General features: G+C 61.9%; 12 protein-coding genes and 1 tRNA gene. 7 read left to right on the top strand and 6 right to left on the bottom strand.

The window, feature by feature from the left end:
• Window positions 1-1,182: 1,182 nt before the first annotated feature.
• Window positions 1,183-2,589 carry a DHA2 family efflux MFS transporter permease subunit gene (locus ABIA96_RS27495; RefSeq protein ID WP_354140172.1) on the bottom strand — a complete coding sequence of 469 codons (1,407 nt, stop codon included), beginning with the start codon at window positions 2,587-2,589 and terminating at the stop codon, window positions 1,183-1,185.
• 264 nt (window positions 2,590-2,853) lie between these two features.
• Between ABIA96_RS27495 and ABIA96_RS27490 the strand changes: the two genes are divergently transcribed.
• From ABIA96_RS27490 to ABIA96_RS27480, 3 genes are all read left to right on the top strand, one after another.
• Window positions 2,854-3,162 carry a hypothetical protein gene (locus ABIA96_RS27490; RefSeq protein ID WP_354140251.1) on the top strand — a complete coding sequence of 103 codons (309 nt, stop codon included), beginning with the start codon at window positions 2,854-2,856 and terminating at the stop codon, window positions 3,160-3,162.
• A 20-nt stretch (window positions 3,163-3,182) separates the two neighbouring features.
• Complete coding sequence (locus ABIA96_RS27485) at window positions 3,183-4,073, top strand: sigma-70 family RNA polymerase sigma factor (RefSeq protein WP_354140171.1); 891 nt, start codon at window positions 3,183-3,185, stop codon at window positions 4,071-4,073.
• A gap of 326 nt (window positions 4,074-4,399) precedes the next feature.
• Window positions 4,400-5,278 carry a class I SAM-dependent methyltransferase gene (locus tag ABIA96_RS27480; RefSeq protein ID WP_354140170.1) on the top strand — a complete coding sequence of 293 codons (879 nt, stop codon included), beginning with the start codon at window positions 4,400-4,402 and terminating at the stop codon, window positions 5,276-5,278.
• Between the two features lie 145 nt (window positions 5,279-5,423).
• Here ABIA96_RS27480 and ABIA96_RS27475 read toward each other — a convergent pair whose 3' ends face one another.
• A complete protein-coding gene (locus ABIA96_RS27475) occupies window positions 5,424-5,615 on the bottom strand; it encodes a hypothetical protein (protein WP_354140169.1) in 192 nt (63 codons plus the stop codon).
• Window positions 5,616-5,875: 260 nt separating this feature from the next.
• On the opposite strand from ABIA96_RS27475, the gene ABIA96_RS27470 reads away from it, so the two are divergent.
• The 3 genes from ABIA96_RS27470 (at window position 5,876) to ABIA96_RS27460 (ending at window position 9,045) form a co-directional block, all read left to right on the top strand.
• Entirely contained in the window at window positions 5,876-6,976 is a 1,101-nt protein-coding gene (locus tag ABIA96_RS27470; RefSeq protein WP_354140168.1) for a ParA family protein, read from the top strand.
• The gene (locus tag ABIA96_RS27465; RefSeq protein WP_354140167.1) at window positions 6,973-7,749 is read left to right on the top strand and encodes a RelA/SpoT domain-containing protein; all 777 of its coding nucleotides are present in this window, start codon (window positions 6,973-6,975) and stop codon (window positions 7,747-7,749) included. Before ABIA96_RS27470 ends, ABIA96_RS27465 begins: the two co-directional genes overlap by 4 nt.
• A 216-nt stretch (window positions 7,750-7,965) precedes the next feature.
• Window positions 7,966-9,045, top strand: coding sequence for an IS630 family transposase (locus ABIA96_RS27460; protein WP_354140166.1), 1,080 nt, complete (start codon window positions 7,966-7,968; stop codon window positions 9,043-9,045).
• A 3-nt stretch (window positions 9,046-9,048) separates the two neighbouring features.
• Here ABIA96_RS27460 and ABIA96_RS27455 read toward each other — a convergent pair whose 3' ends face one another.
• The 3 genes from ABIA96_RS27455 to ABIA96_RS27445 form a co-directional block, all read right to left on the bottom strand.
• Window positions 9,049-10,713 (bottom strand): amidohydrolase, encoded by a 1,665-nt coding sequence (locus ABIA96_RS27455; protein ID WP_354140165.1) that lies wholly within the window; start codon window positions 10,711-10,713, stop codon window positions 9,049-9,051.
• A gap of 541 nt (window positions 10,714-11,254) precedes the next feature.
• Window positions 11,255-11,330: transfer RNA gene (locus ABIA96_RS27450), tRNA-Ile, on the bottom strand.
• 346 nt (window positions 11,331-11,676) lie between these two features.
• Window positions 11,677-12,654, bottom strand: a complete 978-nt coding sequence (locus ABIA96_RS27445; protein WP_354140164.1) for a Bug family tripartite tricarboxylate transporter substrate binding protein — start codon at window positions 12,652-12,654, stop codon at window positions 11,677-11,679.
• Window positions 12,655-12,760: 106 nt separating this feature from the next.
• Between ABIA96_RS27445 and ABIA96_RS27440 the strand changes: the two genes are divergently transcribed.
• On the top strand, window positions 12,761-13,738 hold the full coding sequence (locus ABIA96_RS27440) for a TAXI family TRAP transporter solute-binding subunit (protein ID WP_354140163.1): 978 nt from the start codon (window positions 12,761-12,763) through the stop codon (window positions 13,736-13,738).
• Between the two features lie 26 nt (window positions 13,739-13,764).
• Here ABIA96_RS27440 and ABIA96_RS27435 read toward each other — a convergent pair whose 3' ends face one another.
• Window positions 13,765-14,979 (bottom strand): ABC transporter substrate-binding protein, encoded by a 1,215-nt coding sequence (locus ABIA96_RS27435; RefSeq protein ID WP_354140162.1) that lies wholly within the window; start codon window positions 14,977-14,979, stop codon window positions 13,765-13,767.
• Between the last annotated feature and the right edge of the window lie 28 nt (window positions 14,980-15,007).

Here is a 15,007-nt window from a genome sequence, read left to right as displayed (position 1 = left end):
GGACAAATCACGAGGCGACATTATAGCTGGTGTGATCTGACCTGAACTGCGCGACGGACACTCATCACGAAACGCGGCAGGTTCGGGACGCGCGCTGCTCGACACCAAGAGGCCGCTGGAATCGCCAGCGGCCTATCCGGGAAAATAGGTTTAGGTGAAGTAATTTACCCAGCCCCGGCGCTTTGCGCAGTATCGCGCGGAGCGTCCTGAAGGTGGAGTCTAAAACCGTGGTCCGTGGAGCGGAACATTTTTAACGTTACGAATTAAGCACACGGAAATCTGACCTATCGCCTCGACGTGACATGTAGCTCGCAGAGCCGCGTCGTTATCGATTTCACGCAGACAACGGTGAATACGAAATAGTGCTTTGTAACCGGGATGAAGAGCGAAATTGTTTCGGCCGGCGAAATGCGCCGTGGGTGCCGCAGTCGGGCGAACTCCAGCCACCCCTGGCGGGACTGAAAATTTCGGCCGACCTGCAATCACCGGCGCGGCTTCGTTTAGCGCTCGCAGGCAACAGTCCGTCTCTATGCGCTAGAAGTTCGCAAGGAGAGTGTACGCGAGAACTGTCGAAAAAACGCCCAATCCAATAATTGCGACTTTCAGAATGAGGACTGCAGCCATGCTGTTCCTCCATATTTGCAAATCAGCAGAATCTTACGCCTGCGGTTCTCGGCCGCAAGCACAAAGAGGAGAACCGGGCTTCGCTATCTCATCTTCCCAAACCGCCTGCGTCACGTTTCCTGTCCTAATTAGGGGAAAGCGAATTATCCTGGTGTGCATTCACCTAGGCTAGGGCGAGTGGTCGCAATCCGTGCCTGCGCGAATATCCTGGCGCTCTCGCCGGCCCCGGAGGGGCATGTCGGAAGCAAAAACGCCGCCTGCTCAATGAATCGCAGGCGGCGGCGTTCCAGCCCCGAGGCGGGTAATGCAAAACCCCGGTGATGATTAGTCTGTATGGACTAGGCTGAGGTTCAACGTTCCCGATACGAAATTCGCGATGTCAGTCCGTCTTCGCTTCCGCGTGGCTCCAGCTACGCCGGACACCACGCTTCGCCGTTCCGGCCTGCCGTGGCTGCGCCACGAATTGCGGTGAACAGTGTGGGATACAATTCCTGAGCCCCGAACCCGCCAAAAGCCGCGCGGGTCATCAGGTTCACTGTTCACCCTCATCCGTGAGCGTCACGCATCTTGCGGCGCGGCCGCGCCGGCGGTCCGTCGCCGTGCCGGGAGGAAAAACCCCGCAATCGCGCCGGCCAGCGACAGAGTTGCGGCGAGGCTCATCGCCGCGGCGAATCCGCTCTCGAAATGCGCAACCGAATCGACCCCGCCGTTGGCCGAGAAGTTCGCGACCAGCGCAGCGACGCCGAACATGCCGCCGAGGAAGCGGCCCATGTTGAAGACGCCGGACGCCTTGCCCATTTCGGCCACCGCGACCGAGCTCAGGACGGCGTTCTGCGCTGCTGGCGTCGCCATCGAGACGCCGACGCCGGCCAGCACCAGCGGCGCGACCAGGGCGGAGTAGGGAACCGTGGGACTCACGATCTCCGCGATCCAGCCAAGGCCGATGGCTTGCATCAGCAGTCCCGTCACCACCAGCGGCCGCTCGCCGAACCTGTTGACGACCGCGCCGGCGACCGGGGCGGTGACGAACAGCGTCGCCGTCCAGGGCAGCAGGCGAAGTCCGGCGCCGAAGGCGTCGAAGCCCAGCGCGGTCTGCAGGAACTGCGGTAGCAGGAACAAGACGCCATACATCGCGGCGTAGAACAGGACGCTTGCGGACATGCCGGCGGCGACGGCGCGCGATGCAAACAGCCGCATCGGCACCATCGGCGCGGCCGCGCGCAATTCCCAGAGCACGAAGCCGGCTGTGAACGCCAGGCCTGCCATCAGCGTGCCCATGACCTCGGCGCTCGCCCACCCCACGGCGTTGCCGCGCAACAGGCTCCAGACCAGCGCCAGCGCGGCGAGGGCGACGAGCGATATCCCGGGGATGTCCAGGGCGGCCGCCGGTCCGAAGCTTTCGCGCAAGCGTGCCAGCACCAGGGCGATCGCGATCAGGCCGATCGGCAGGTTGATCCAGAAAACCCAGCGCCAGCCGAAATGTTCGGTGATGGAGCCGCCGACGGCGGGGCCGATGATCAGCGCGCAGCCGATGATGCTGCTGAAAATGCCGAGCGCACGGGCGCGCTGTTCCCGGCCGAACGTGCTGCCCAGGATCGCCATCCCCAGCGGCATCACCAGCGCGGCGCCGGCGCCCTGCAGCGCGCGGGCGGCGATCAGCGCGCTCGCATTGCCTGCGAGCGCACAGGCCGCCGATGCAACGACGAACAGGGCGATCCCGGCCGCGAACATGCGGCGGCGACCGAAGCGGTCGCCGAGCGCGGCGCCGGCCAGGAGCAGCACGGCAAAGGTCAGGTTGAAGGCGTTGACGGTCCATTGCAGCGTCTCGACCGGGCTGCCGAATTCGGCGCGGATGGCCGCGAATGCCGTCGTGAGGATCATGGCGTCCAGCGCCATCATGAAGGATGCCAGCGCGGTGACGCCAAGCACCCACTTCTGTTCGGCGCGAAAGGTAGGGGTCTGCATCGCCCTGTCTCCGTGTGTCGAGCCGCCCTGTCGCGGCGCGTTCTGCGGGTGAGACGAGGCCGGAGGCGCAAAGGATGCGGCCAAAATAATTTATTCCGGGCCGCATCCTTTGCCGGCCGGCAAACGTCCTTGGAGGGTGACGCGGCCATTGACGCGACCTTGATCCGGAAAAGCGGGGCGACCTCCTTCCGGGAAGGTCATGCTAAAATGGAAAGATGGCGCGCGATGAGCGAGCCAGGTCGCGACATGAACAAGGAGCGCGCGATGAAGCGGACGTTGATCAGATACAAGGCCAAGCCGGAGCTGGCCGACAGGAACGCCGAGCTGGTTTCGGCCGTATTTGCGGAATTGAAGGCGGCCAGCCCGGACGGCGTACGCTATCTGACCCTGCGGCTGGAGGACGACACGTTCATCCATTTTGTCGAGGCCGCGACCGAGGACGGATCGAGCCCGATTCCGAAACTCAAGGCGTTTCAGGCGTTCCAGGACGGCATCCGCGACCGCTGCGCCGAGCCGCCGCTGGTTCGTGACGTGAAGATCGTCGGCAACTACCGTATGCTGGACGAATCCTGAACAGGCGAGGCGGAGAAGCAATGGCGCCAGACCCGCTGGCCAATATCGATATCGAGCCCCTGCTGGCGCGGATGCGACCGAAACTGCATCGCTACTGCGCGCGCATGGTTGGCTCGGTCATCGACGGCGAGGACGTGCTTCAGGATGCGCTGATCAAGGCGATGGAAGCGGTGCAGGCGGCCGCGCCCGTCGTCAATCCGGAGGCCTGGCTGTTCCGCATCGCGCACAACACTGCGCTGGATTTCCTGCGTCGCCGCAACCGGCAAGCGGGGCTGCATTCGGCTGAGGAGGTGGACATGATCGCCGACCAGCTCGATGATGTGGAAAGCCGCCAGATCGCTGCGACCAGCCTGCGCACCTTCATGCGGCTGTCGACGGCTCAGAGATCCAGCGTGATCCTGATGGACGTGCTCGGCTGCTCGCTTGCCGAGGTCTGCGGCATCATGGATTTCAGCCTGCCGGCGGTGAAGGCCGCGCTGCATCGCGGGCGCACTCAGCTGCGTGAGTTTGCCGGGGAGCCTGACGATATGCCGCAGCCGGGCCTGTCGCAGGCCGATCGCACGCGGCTCAATGCCTATGTCGGCCATTTCAATGCCCGCGACTTCGATGCGATCCGAGCCATGATCGCCGACGACGTCAGGCTCGAGCTCGTCAACCGCACCAGGCTGAAAGGCAAGGCCGAAGTCTCGAATTACTTCGGCAATTATTCGAAGGTCAGCGACTGGCACCTGGTGACGGGGCAGGTCGAGGGGCGCCCCGCGATCCTGGTGTTCGATCCGAACGAGCCGGACGGGCGGGCGAAATATTTCATGCTGCTGAACTGGTCCGCCGGCAAGCTCGCCACCATCAGGGATTTTCGTCACGCAGCGTACGTGATCGATGGTGCGGAGTGCGTGGTGGATAGAGGGTGAGTGGATGAACGCTCCGAGCCGTCGCGAGACGATTCGGCGGTGAGCAAGGCGCGCTGACGCATCGCGAGAAACCCACTGTCACTGTAACTGTCGTGTCTCACTGGAGGGGTGCAGTCCAGTGCAGTCACCGTCGCTCGAAGGAAGAGAGTATCGCGATTGGGTGGCCCGCCTGGCGGACCGTGCCTGCGAAAAGGCATGGCAGCGTAGCTGCGATTGCCGGGACATTCGATGCCCGCCGATCATTGGCCGGAAAACGCAAGTCGTCTAGGATCATTGCGCAGTTTTGTCCTTGAGATCGGAATGACCAGAGAGCGATGAGCAAGTCCATGAACGCCAGAAGAAAGGTTCTGTTGGCCGCGATTGCGGTCAGCGCAGGCCTGCTCCTCAACACTTACGTCGCGAGTGCGCAGGAGAAGCAACCACTTTCCTCCGAGCAAATCGCGCAAATCGTGAAGAGCGCTGATCGCACTGCAGCAGATCGAACCAACGATCAGCGCCGCAAGCCCGAGCAGATGTTGGGCTTCATCGGGATTCGCCCCGGTATCGTCGCACTCGATATCAGCGCGGGCGGCGGTTACACCACGGAATTGCTCGCGCGTGCGATCGGCCCCGCCGGCAAGGTTTACGGTCAAAGCCGGCCGCGCGATCCGAACCAGGTCGTGGCGTCCCGGGCCGCGCCCGAGGGCAATAGCAACCCGACCGCCGCGCCTGCTGCGGCAACTGCCGCGCCTCCAACCGCGCCACGTCCGTCCTCCGTGGCGCTTGCCGAACGTGACAACGCTCTCCGAAGCAACGGCGTCCAGGCAGCCCCCATCGTTGCGCTCGCCCGACCGTTTGAAGACCCTGTCTCACCCGAGCTCGAGGGTGAGCGCCTCGATCTCGTGACATTGATGTTCAACTATCACGACCTCGGACACCTCGGCGTGGACCGCGCGGCGATGAACAAGGCGATCTTCCGCGCGCTCAAGCCGGGAGGTTTCTATGTTGTCGCCGATCACGCGGGGCGACCGGGGACCGGCATCTCCGAATCCGGCACGTTGCACCGCATAGAAGAAGCATTTCTTCGGCAGGAGGTTGAGGCGGCCGGCTTCAGACTGGTCGACGAAGGAAACTTCTTGCGCAATCCGAACGATCCCAGAGACAAGAATACGCCCGACCCACCCCAACCCAAGGACGAGTTCGTGCTCAAGTTTAGGAAGCCTTGAATACGAGCGGGCGGAAGGCGGATTACGGAGACGATGAATTCAATGCGCCAACCTTCGACCTACCAAGGGCGGCGTGGGCATTGAGTGCACTGTCACCGTAATTCTAGGCAACGATTTATGCGTCACACGCACGATTTCAAGGCCCTCAGAGTGACGCCTGTTTGCGTGCCTGACGCGCCTCAGATGCCGAGAACCGGTAGCCGGTCATGAACTGGTGCCCGTCCGCGTGCTCCAAGCCGATGAGGGCCAGGTGGACGTACCGATGGAGGAGTTCGGTCGATTTCTCCCAGGCAATGATGGTCTGGCGTGAACCGACCTGAAGTGCGAGCCTCAGCATGTCCTGGGTCAGGCCATGTCGTTTGCGCCACGCGCCCGGAGATCCGCGCCGGTTATGCTGGGGGAGCCCAAGAATGTCGGTTCAGATTACGTTGACAGTGCACTTAATTCACGAGGCTTTGGGTGCGCGGTAGCGGTCGAGATCATTACGTGCACTGGCGCGCGTGACCCGTTGTACGAAATTGTACTAAATTCTAGTATTTCGCATCTATGCTGGGGGAGAAATATTGATTAGATAGAGAGAATTTCTCGGGGAAGTTGATGGCACCGAAGATTGTAACCATATTCAATAATAAGGGCGGTGTCGGAAAGACCACCTTGACCTATCACTTGGCTCACGCGCTTGGCGAGCTTGGAAAAAAGGTCCTGCTGATTGACCTCGATCCCCAGTGCAATCTGACGATCTTCTCGCTCGAAATGGAGCGTATCCATGAGGTCTGGGCGGCCGAAGACGACTTTGTTGAAGATTTCGCTGCGGCGAGAAAGCAGACGCCGGCACTGGATTTTCAGAAGATGCTTCAGGAGCCGCGATCAATCCACTTCGATCTTAAGCCCACGGAAGACGGCACCGGCGAGATCAACAACTTGCCGCCGCCTGTTAAGCTGGCCGAGAACGTTGACCTCATACCTGGCCGCCTGACACTTCATCTCTTCGAGGCAAAAATAGGCGAGCGATGGAGCGGCATCTATCAAGGCGATCCGCTGGCTATCCGAACGGCAACGCGGGTGCGCCAAATCGCTCACCAATTTGCGCAGATAAACGGGTATGAACTCGTGATCTTCGATACCTCACCCAGCCTAGGCGCTCTCAATCGGCATCTACTGACGCTGGCAGATGGCTTTCTTATTCCCTGCGCGCCTGACTTGTTTTCAGTTTACGGTATCCGAAACATTGGCAGTGCCCTGCGCCTTTGGCGCAAGCAGTTTGATACCATTTTTCAATTGCTGTCAGATTCGAAGCGCGACCAGTTTCCGAAGAAGTTTGTCAAGCTCATCGGCTATACTATCTACAATGCGAAACGTTATGGCGGCTTGGGCAACGACCTAGATCTGGCCACTGCACATTATCATTACGCTCAACAGATACCTCAGACGATCTCCAAGTTTATAGATGCGGAGAATTCCCTGCCCTTCAAGAAAATCTTGAACGGCTCGATCGGGAAGACCGCTGTTATTCACAGCCACAACACCTTTCCCAGCATGTCGCAAAAGTATCACAAGCCCATGTGGAAATTGCCGAGCATCCAACTCGCAAGCGAGGACAGCAGCACGATCGGCGGTAACCGAGGCAAGTACGAAGCAACCCAAGACAGCTACCACGCCTTCGCCAAAGACTTCCTCGAAAGGGTGGCCCAGCTTTGAGTCCAGATGCAAACGACTGGCCGGACGACAATGCAACAGCAGGTTCGGTGGAGTTAGCGGTATCCGGCCCCGTGGAGGAAGGGGTTGCCGTTCAGCATCTGCCGATCCCGGCCGATGCAGAACTGGATGCAATTGAAGCAGCATACAAGGCCATGACGCATGACTTGGGAATTTTCATGTCCGGGGTTGAGCGGTACATTGGCGAGAATCCATCTCTCGTCGTTGACGGCCATCGGCTAGTGCATTCATCCAAAAGTCGCTTGAAAGATCCCGGACATCTGCGCGCTAAAGTCGTGCGTAAGGCCGCCGAAGGCAAGTCCATCACCCTCAACGACTTCTACGCCAAAGTTACAGACCTTGCTGGTGTCCGGATATTGCATTTGTTCCAAGAGCACTTCTCTGAGATCGACGCCGTGATCCGCAAGAAAGTGGCTGAGGGGGATTGGTTCCTTGCCGAGCGCCCTAAAGCATATACATGGGATCCAGAGGCTGCGGCCTACTTCAATCTGTTCGATGTCGAGGTTTCGGAGAAATCGACTTCCTACACAAGCATTCATTATCTGGTGAAACCTCGCGCGGATTCGAGGCTGTGCTGCGAGGTCCAGGTCCGCACCTTGTTCGAAGAAATTTGGGGCGAAGTCGATCACCAGATCAACTATCCAATTCCGACTGAAAATGTATCACTCCGTGAGCAGATCAAGGTGCTTTCGAAGATCGTAGGTGCCGGTAGTCGTCTTCTAGACTCGCTGAAACGGGTCCAGCAGGCAAACTGAGAGCGATCCGTTTGGCGCGTTTCCTAAATTAAGAGTTGCGGCTAATCGGATTTTGAACGCCGAATTTGTGCACTGTCGCCGTAGTCTCAAATATCGCTGCAGCGAACAACAAGCCGAGATCCGTGAGAGCAACATGGCATGCGTCTAGTGGTCCCTGCCTAACATAAGAGTCCCTTTAGGGGTTCCCTTTGTTCGACGCGCGTGCGAGTCTCGCGCATGCGCACCGGGATATCCATCAAGATCACACGACCAGATCGCCGTAGGCTTGAAGCGATCACCAGGGACCGTAACGCCCCGCAGAAGCACGCTTGGCGAGCGGACATTGTGCTTCTGAGCGCCGACGGCGTCGGCACCAACGAGATCATGCGGCGGACCGGCACATCCAAGACCTGCGTCTGGCGCTGGCAGCAGCGGTTCATGGAAGAGGGTGTCGACGGCCTCCTGCGAGACAAGACGCGCCCCTCGCGGATCCCTGGGCTCGGCCCGGAGGTGGCCGAGCGTGTGGTCGCTCTCACGTTGGCCGATCCGCCGACTGAGACGACCCACTGGACGGCCGACCTGATGGCGCAGGCGAGCGGCATCAGTGCCAGCGCGGTCCGTCGCATCTGGAAGGCGCACGGGCTCCAGCCTCATCGATGCCGACAGTTCAAGCTCTCGAACGATCCGAACTTCGTCGCCAAGCTGCGCGACGTTGTAGGGCTCTATGTCGATCCGCCGGCCCACGCCATCGTGCTGTCGGTCGACGAAAAGAGCCAGATTCAGGCCCTCGATCGCACCCAGCCGGGCCTGCCGCTGAAGAAGGGCCGGCTCGGAACCATGACACACGATTACAAGCGGCACGGCACCACGACGCTGTTTGCTGCTCTCAACGTCCTCGACGGCACGGTCATCGGGCGCAACATGCAGCGCCATCGTCATCAGGAACTCATTCGATTTCTGAACACCATCGAGGCGAAGGCTCCGGTCGGCAAGATCATCCACGTCATTCTCGACAACTATGCCGCCCACAAGCATCCGAACGTTCGCGCCTGGCTCGATCGCCACCCGCGTTTCGTCTTCCACTTCACACCAACCTCGTGCTCCTGGCTCAACGCCGTCGAGGGGTTTTTCGCCAAGCTCAGCCGGCGTCGATTGAAGCGCGCTGTCTTCCACTCCGTCGTCGATCTCCAGGCCGCTATCAACCGCTTCGTCGCCGAAACCAACGCCGACCCGAAGCCCTTCACATGGACCGCCAACCCCGACAAAATCATCGCCGCCGTCAAGAGAGGGCACCAAGTGTTAGATTCCATCCACTAGCCCTCATTTCGCATTCACGAAAACATGCCCCGCGTACACAACGTTGCCACCCACGACCGTCAGCAGAGACGCCGTCGCGCCAATCTGCTCGACCGGCACCGACATGAAATCCCGGTCGAGGATCGCAAAGTCCGCGAGCTTGCCAATCTCCAACGTGCCGCGCCGCGTCTCGTCGAAGCAGAACCAGGCGCTTCCCACGGTATATAGCCGCAACGCGTCTTCGCGGGACGGTGTTTCGTCCGGGCCGCGCGTCGACAGGCCGCCGACGGTCTTGCCGTCGAGCATCCATTGCAGCGCAACGAACGGATTGTAGGATGCGACCCGATGCGCATCCGTACCGGCGCCGACATGGACACCCATGCGCAACGCCGTGCCGATGGGCGGCATGGTGCGCGCCCCTTCGCCGGCCTGCGCCACGATACGGTCGCCGCCGAGATACATGGCGTCCTGCATGGTCCAGCCGATCCCAAGGGCCTTCATCCGCGCCAACGTTTCCGGCGTGGTGTTGTCGAGATGGGCGATGGACCAGCGCAGCGGCGCGATCGGCGTCTCCTTGTTGACCTCTTCATAGAGGTCGAGCAGCTCATGGACGGATTTGTCTTCCTGCCAGTGGATGGTGACCGTCAGCCCTTGCTTGGCTGCCCAGCGAACGATCTCGAGGAATTTTGCCTTGGCGGCGGCGTCGGGCGCGTTGTTGTTGTACATGGCGCCGGTGATGCGCTCGCCGATGCCGTTGAAGCGCAGCATGTCGTCGCCGAAGCCCATCGGCAGGAATGGCGTGAGGCTCTTGTACTCCTCGAATTCCGCGCCGACATTCTGGGCGAACAGGCTGAAGGCGACCCGCACCGACAGTGATTTGTCGCGCCAGAGTTTTTGCAAGGCAGCGTAGTGGCCGGGATAGATGCTGAAGCCGCCGGGATCCACGATCCCGGTAATTCCAAGACGATTGAGCTCTGTGAAGAACTGCCTTGTGCCTGCGACATTGTCCTCGAAGTTCGGCCGCGGCAGGCGATCGAACAGTGCGGAGATGCTGACGATGGTGCCGTTGAACCAGCCTGTGGCTTCGCCCGATGCAGCGCGCTCGGCCGTGATGCCGGCCGGCAATTGATCCGCTGATATCTCGAGGGCCTGCTGTGCTTTCGGTGTCATCAGCAATGCCGAATAGAACAGCTGGATGTAAGCCGGATTGTCGGGAACCGCCGACATCACCTCGGCGAGCGTCGGCCGCCGCTTCTCCGCAAATTGCAATTCGCTCCAGCCACCGGCCACGATGATCCAGGAAGATGGGCGCGCCTTTGCCGCCTGGCGCAAGCGGTCCATCGCCTCGCCAATGGTCTTTGCGCCGATCCAGTTGACCTCGGTCGCGTAGGTGAGACCGGCGCGCACGGCGTGAATATGGGAATCGATCAATCCCGGAATGATCGTGCGCCCGCCTGCGTCGACGCGGCGCGTCGTGGGCCCGATCAGACCTTCCATGGCATCGTTGCCGCCGACGGCAACGATTCTGCCCTCGCGGACTGCGATCGCCTGCGCGGTCGTCGATGCCGAATCCAGCGTCACGATTTTTGCGTTCGTGACCACGAGGTCGGCCTTTTGGAGGTCGGGCTTTTGTGCGTAAGCCAAAGTCGCCCAGCACGAGATCACCAAAATCGCCAGAAGCTTGCGCATGTTCGGTTCCGGAATGAGAGAGGCAGGCGTGAGAGGGTCAAGAGCGTCGTGATCTTGATCATGTCGCGAATGAGATCAGCCAGTCCACCGGAAAATCCGGTGATGGCTGCGTCATTGATTTTATGGCGAGCTCGCCTGCGGCCATCCTTCGAGACGCCCGCCTTCGGCGGGCCCTCAGGATGAGGACGGAGTGTGTGGCTGTGGCAGTAATCTCACCGGGCAAAGCTGCCACTCAGCCTCATCCTGAGGAGACCGCGTAGCGGTCGTCTCGAAGGACGAGGCGCTTGCCCAGGCCCTCGCCAAGTTCATATGCGATTGCCCTGCCTGTTGGGCGACGGGACCCGTCCGTCTTCGCTTACGCTGCGCTCCAGCTTCGCCGGACACCACGCTTCGCTCTGCGCTCTCCGCGTGGCCGCGCCACGCGTAGCCGATGGTCCGTCCGCCTTCGCCCTGCGGGCTTCGGCGCGACAGCCTTCGCGAGCTTCGCTAAGAGTTCGCGGCGCTCGCTTGCCTGGCCGAAGCTCGCGAAGCGAGCGAAGGCTGGTGGGCCCGGCAGGACTCGAACCTGCAACCAGACCGTTATGAGCGGCCGGCTCTAACCATTGAGCTACAGGCCCCGCCGCGAGACGGCCTGCGGGAATGCGCGGCCGGCAACGGTGCGCGGTTCGTTTACAGGGCCGGAGGCGGGGGTGCAATGCCGGGGCGCGCCGATCGAAACGCCGGCGCCGCATTGCCGGGGATATTCCGAATAACCGAATTTTGTGATGATGGGCTTATGCCACTGTTTTGCCCGACGTGTCAAACGGCTTTTGCGGTGGTGTTCGTTTTCGGTTCTGTAACCCGCTGAAATTGCCAGCTTTTCTACTGTGCATGGGGTTGTTTTTGAGTTTTTGTTTGGAGGGGGACCCGCAGGTCCCCCTCGCGCTGCGTTCGCGAGCTATCGGCCCGCGGCGGGCCGCCCGCTCAGTCCACCGAGACCCCGGCGAACTCCACGACCTTGCGCCACTTGTCGGTCTCGTCAGCGACCAGCTTGCCGAACTCGGCGGGCGTCATCGGCCTGGGGATGCCGCCGTTCTCGGTCAGCCGCGCCGCCACCTTCGGGTCCTTCAGCGCATCGCCGACGGCCTTGTTGAGGATCTCGACGATTTCGCCCGGCGTGCCCTTCGGCGCGGAGATGCCGTAGAAGCCGACCGCTTCGAAGCCCGGCACGGTCTCGGCGATCGCCGGCACGTCGGGCACGGCGGGCCAGCGCTGCGGCGAGGTCACGCCCAGCGCGCGGACATTGCCGCCCTTCGACTGCTCCAGCGCGGACGGCAGATTGTCGAAGATCAGCTGCACCTTGTTGGAGATGATGTCGGGGAAGGCGATCGCCGATCCGCGATAGGGCACGTGCACCATGTCGCACTTGGTCATCACCTTGAACAGCTCCGCCGACATGTGCACCGAGGTGCCGTTGCCGGATGAGGCGAACGAGATCTTGCCGGGGTTGGCCCTGCAATAGTCGATGAACTCCTGCACCGTCTTGGCGGGAAACGCGTTGGAGACGACCAGCATGTTGGTGAGCTGCATGATGCTCGCGACCGGCGTGGTGTCGCGCAGAAAGTCGAACGGCAGCTTCTTGTAGAGCGAGGTCGAGATCGCGTTGTTGGGCGCGACGAACAACAGCGTGTAGCCGTCGGCCGGCGAATTGATCGCAGCACCGGCTGCGATGTTGCCGCCGGAGCCGGCGCGGTTCTCGACGATGACTTGCTGGCCGAGGCGATCCGAGAGCGCCTGCGCCATGATGCGCGCGACGATGTCGACCGGGCCGCCGGCGGCAAAGCCGATCAGCCAGTGCACGGGGCGGTTGGGGTAGTCGGCGGCGGAGGCGGGTGGGGAGGCGGCGAAAAGACCGAAAAGAAAAACCAACCCGAAAAAAGCGCTACGCAAAATTCGCAACATGACGTCTCCCATTGTTCTATTATCGTTATGGCCATGCTTTCACAAAAACCGCCCGCTGCCTACATCGCCGCAGGTCGGTGTTGACGCAGGCGCAGCCGGAACGACCATGAAATTCGCGATCACGATTCTCGTCAGTGCGGCGCTGCTCGCAAATTCCCTTGCCAGTCCCGCTGCTGCTCAAACCGGAGGCAACGCCATTTCGACCACCACAATCAGCTTGGGCACCGCGACGCCGGGCGGGGGTTTCCCGCTCTATGGCAATGCCTTCGCAGAGGTGATGAACGCGGCGGATGCCTCGCTCACCATCGCCCCGCGCAACACCAAGGGCAGCAACGAAAACATTCCGCTGCTGGAGAAGGGCGAGCTCGATCTCGCGCTGGTCGCGGGCGAGCCGGCCTACGAGGCCTTTGCCGGCATCGGGCGGGCGCCGGTGCGGCTGAAGATTCTCACCGCGATCTATTCCAACCCCGGCATGTTCGTGGTGCGGGCGGATAGTCCCTACAGGACCATTCACGACCTGGTCGGCCAGTCCGTTGCGTTCGGCGCCAGAGGCTCGGGCCTGCCGATCCTGGCGCGCTATGTGCTCGACGGCCTCGGCCTGAAGCAGGACGAAGACTTCAAATCCGTCTACCTCGATCGCGCCGGCGATGGGCCCGCGATGGTCGAGGATGGCCGCGTCGCAGCACTCTGGGGCGCCGGCATTGGTTGGCCGGGTTTTGCGGCCGTCGCCTCGGGCGCATCAGGCGCGCGGTTCATCGCGCCGACCGCAGAGGAGATCACGCGCATCCGCGCCAAGCATGCATTCCTCAAGCCGCTGACTGTGCCGGCCGGCTCCTATCCCAAACAGTCCGAGCCGATCGCCTCGCTCGGCTCCTGGAGTTTTGTGCTGACGCGCGAGGATCTGCCCGACGATGTCGCCTATCGACTCGCAAAGACGCTGCGCGGCGCTGAGGCGATTTTCTGCAAGAAGCTCGCGCAGGCCTGCGAGACCACCGCGGCGAACACGGTCGCGGCGGCGCCGAAGCCGGAGCTGATTCACCCGGGTGCGATGAAGTATTTTCGCGAGATTGGCGTGGTGAAGTGACGGCCGCCTGAGCGACCGTCACTTCCTCACTTCTTCACCATCGCACACGCCGGGTCCGGCGGGCCAAACGCCTTGTCGCCCGGAATGGTCGCGAGGATCTTGTAATAGTCCCACGGATATTTGCTTTCCTCCGGCGTCTTCACCTGCACCAGCCAGAGGTCGTGCACCATCAGATTGTCCTCGCGCAGTCTGCCGTTGCGGGCGAAGAAATCCTCGACCGGGGTCTCGCGCATTTTCGCCGCGACCTTGAGCGGATCGTCGGTGCCGGTCGCCTTGATGGCGTTGAGATAGTGCGTCACGCTGGAATAGACGCCGGCCTGCCACATCGTCGGCATCTTGTTCATCTTGGCGAAATAGCGCTTCGACCATTCGCGGGTCTTGTCGTCCATGTCCCAGTAGAACGACGTGGTCAGCAACAGGCCCTGCGCTGCCTGCAAACCGAGGCCGTGGATATCGGTGATCAGCGCGAGCAGTGCGGCCATCTGCTGGCCGCCCTTGAACACGCCGAACTCCGAGCCGGTCTTGATCTCGTTCATGTTGTTGGGCGGGCCTGCCGCGATGCCGATGATCTTGGCCTTGGAGGCCTGCGCCTGCAGCACGAAGGAGGAGAGGTCGGGCGTCGCCAGCGGCGGCCGCACCGAGCCCAGTACCTTGCCGCCATTGGCGGTGATGACGCTGGAGGCGTCACGTTCGAGGGAGTGGCCGAAGGCGTAATCGTCGGTGATGAAGAACCAGCTGTCGCCGCCGCGCTTCACCACGGCGTCCGCGGTGCCGACCGCGAGCGCGCGGGTGTCGAACACCCACTGCATCGCGTAGGGCGAGCAGAACTTGCCGTGGAAATCGGCGGTGCCGGTGGAGTGGGTGATGAACAGCCGCTTCTTCTCGTTGGCGACGTTCTGCACCGCGAGGCCGACGGCCGAGACCGGCACGTCGACGATCAGATCGACCTGATCGACGTCGTACCAGCGCCGCGCGATGGCACCGCCGACATCGGCCTTGAGCTGGTGGTCGCCGATCACGATGCTGATCGGCTTGCCGAGCACGGTGCCGCCGAAATCGTCGATCGCCATCTGCGCCGCCGTCACCGAGCCCTGGCCGGTCGGTGCGGAGGCGGGGCCGTTCATGTCGGTGAGCACGCCGATCTTGACGATGTCGTCGGACACCTGCGCCGACGCCGCACCCGACAGCAGCGCCGCAGTCAAGGCGGCCGCGACCGGCAGTCCAAATCTCGCTGGATTCACGCTTGTCCTCCCCTGATCCGGCTCGTTG

Source organism: Bradyrhizobium sp. LB11.1 (genome assembly GCF_040549385.1).
Taxonomy (GTDB): domain Bacteria; phylum Pseudomonadota; class Alphaproteobacteria; order Rhizobiales; family Xanthobacteraceae; genus Bradyrhizobium.
This window is presented reverse-complemented; position numbering and strand designations above follow the sequence as displayed.

Bases quoted from the DNA above. Each gene is read 5' to 3' on its own strand.
- ABIA96_RS27440 (WP_354140163.1), top strand. From the start codon at position 12,761: ATGAAATTCGCGATCACGATTCTCGTCAGTGCGGCGCTGCTCGCAAAT.
- ABIA96_RS27490 (WP_354140251.1), top strand. From the start codon at position 2,854: ATGAAGCGGACGTTGATCAGATACAAGGCCAAGCCGGAGCTGGCCGAC.
- ABIA96_RS27445 (WP_354140164.1), bottom strand. From the start codon at position 12,654: ATGTTGCGAATTTTGCGTAGCGCTTTTTTCGGGTTGGTTTTTCTTTTC.
- ABIA96_RS27470 (WP_354140168.1), top strand. From the start codon at position 5,876: ATGGCACCGAAGATTGTAACCATATTCAATAATAAGGGCGGTGTCGGA.
- ABIA96_RS27495 (WP_354140172.1), bottom strand. From the start codon at position 2,589: ATGCAGACCCCTACCTTTCGCGCCGAACAGAAGTGGGTGCTTGGCGTC.
- ABIA96_RS27475 (WP_354140169.1), bottom strand. From the start codon at position 5,615: ATGCTGAGGCTCGCACTTCAGGTCGGTTCACGCCAGACCATCATTGCC.
- ABIA96_RS27460 (WP_354140166.1), top strand. From the start codon at position 7,966: ATGCGCACCGGGATATCCATCAAGATCACACGACCAGATCGCCGTAGG.
- ABIA96_RS27480 (WP_354140170.1), top strand. From the start codon at position 4,400: ATGAACGCCAGAAGAAAGGTTCTGTTGGCCGCGATTGCGGTCAGCGCA.
- ABIA96_RS27485 (WP_354140171.1), top strand. From the start codon at position 3,183: ATGGCGCCAGACCCGCTGGCCAATATCGATATCGAGCCCCTGCTGGCG.
- ABIA96_RS27455 (WP_354140165.1), bottom strand. From the start codon at position 10,713: ATGCGCAAGCTTCTGGCGATTTTGGTGATCTCGTGCTGGGCGACTTTG.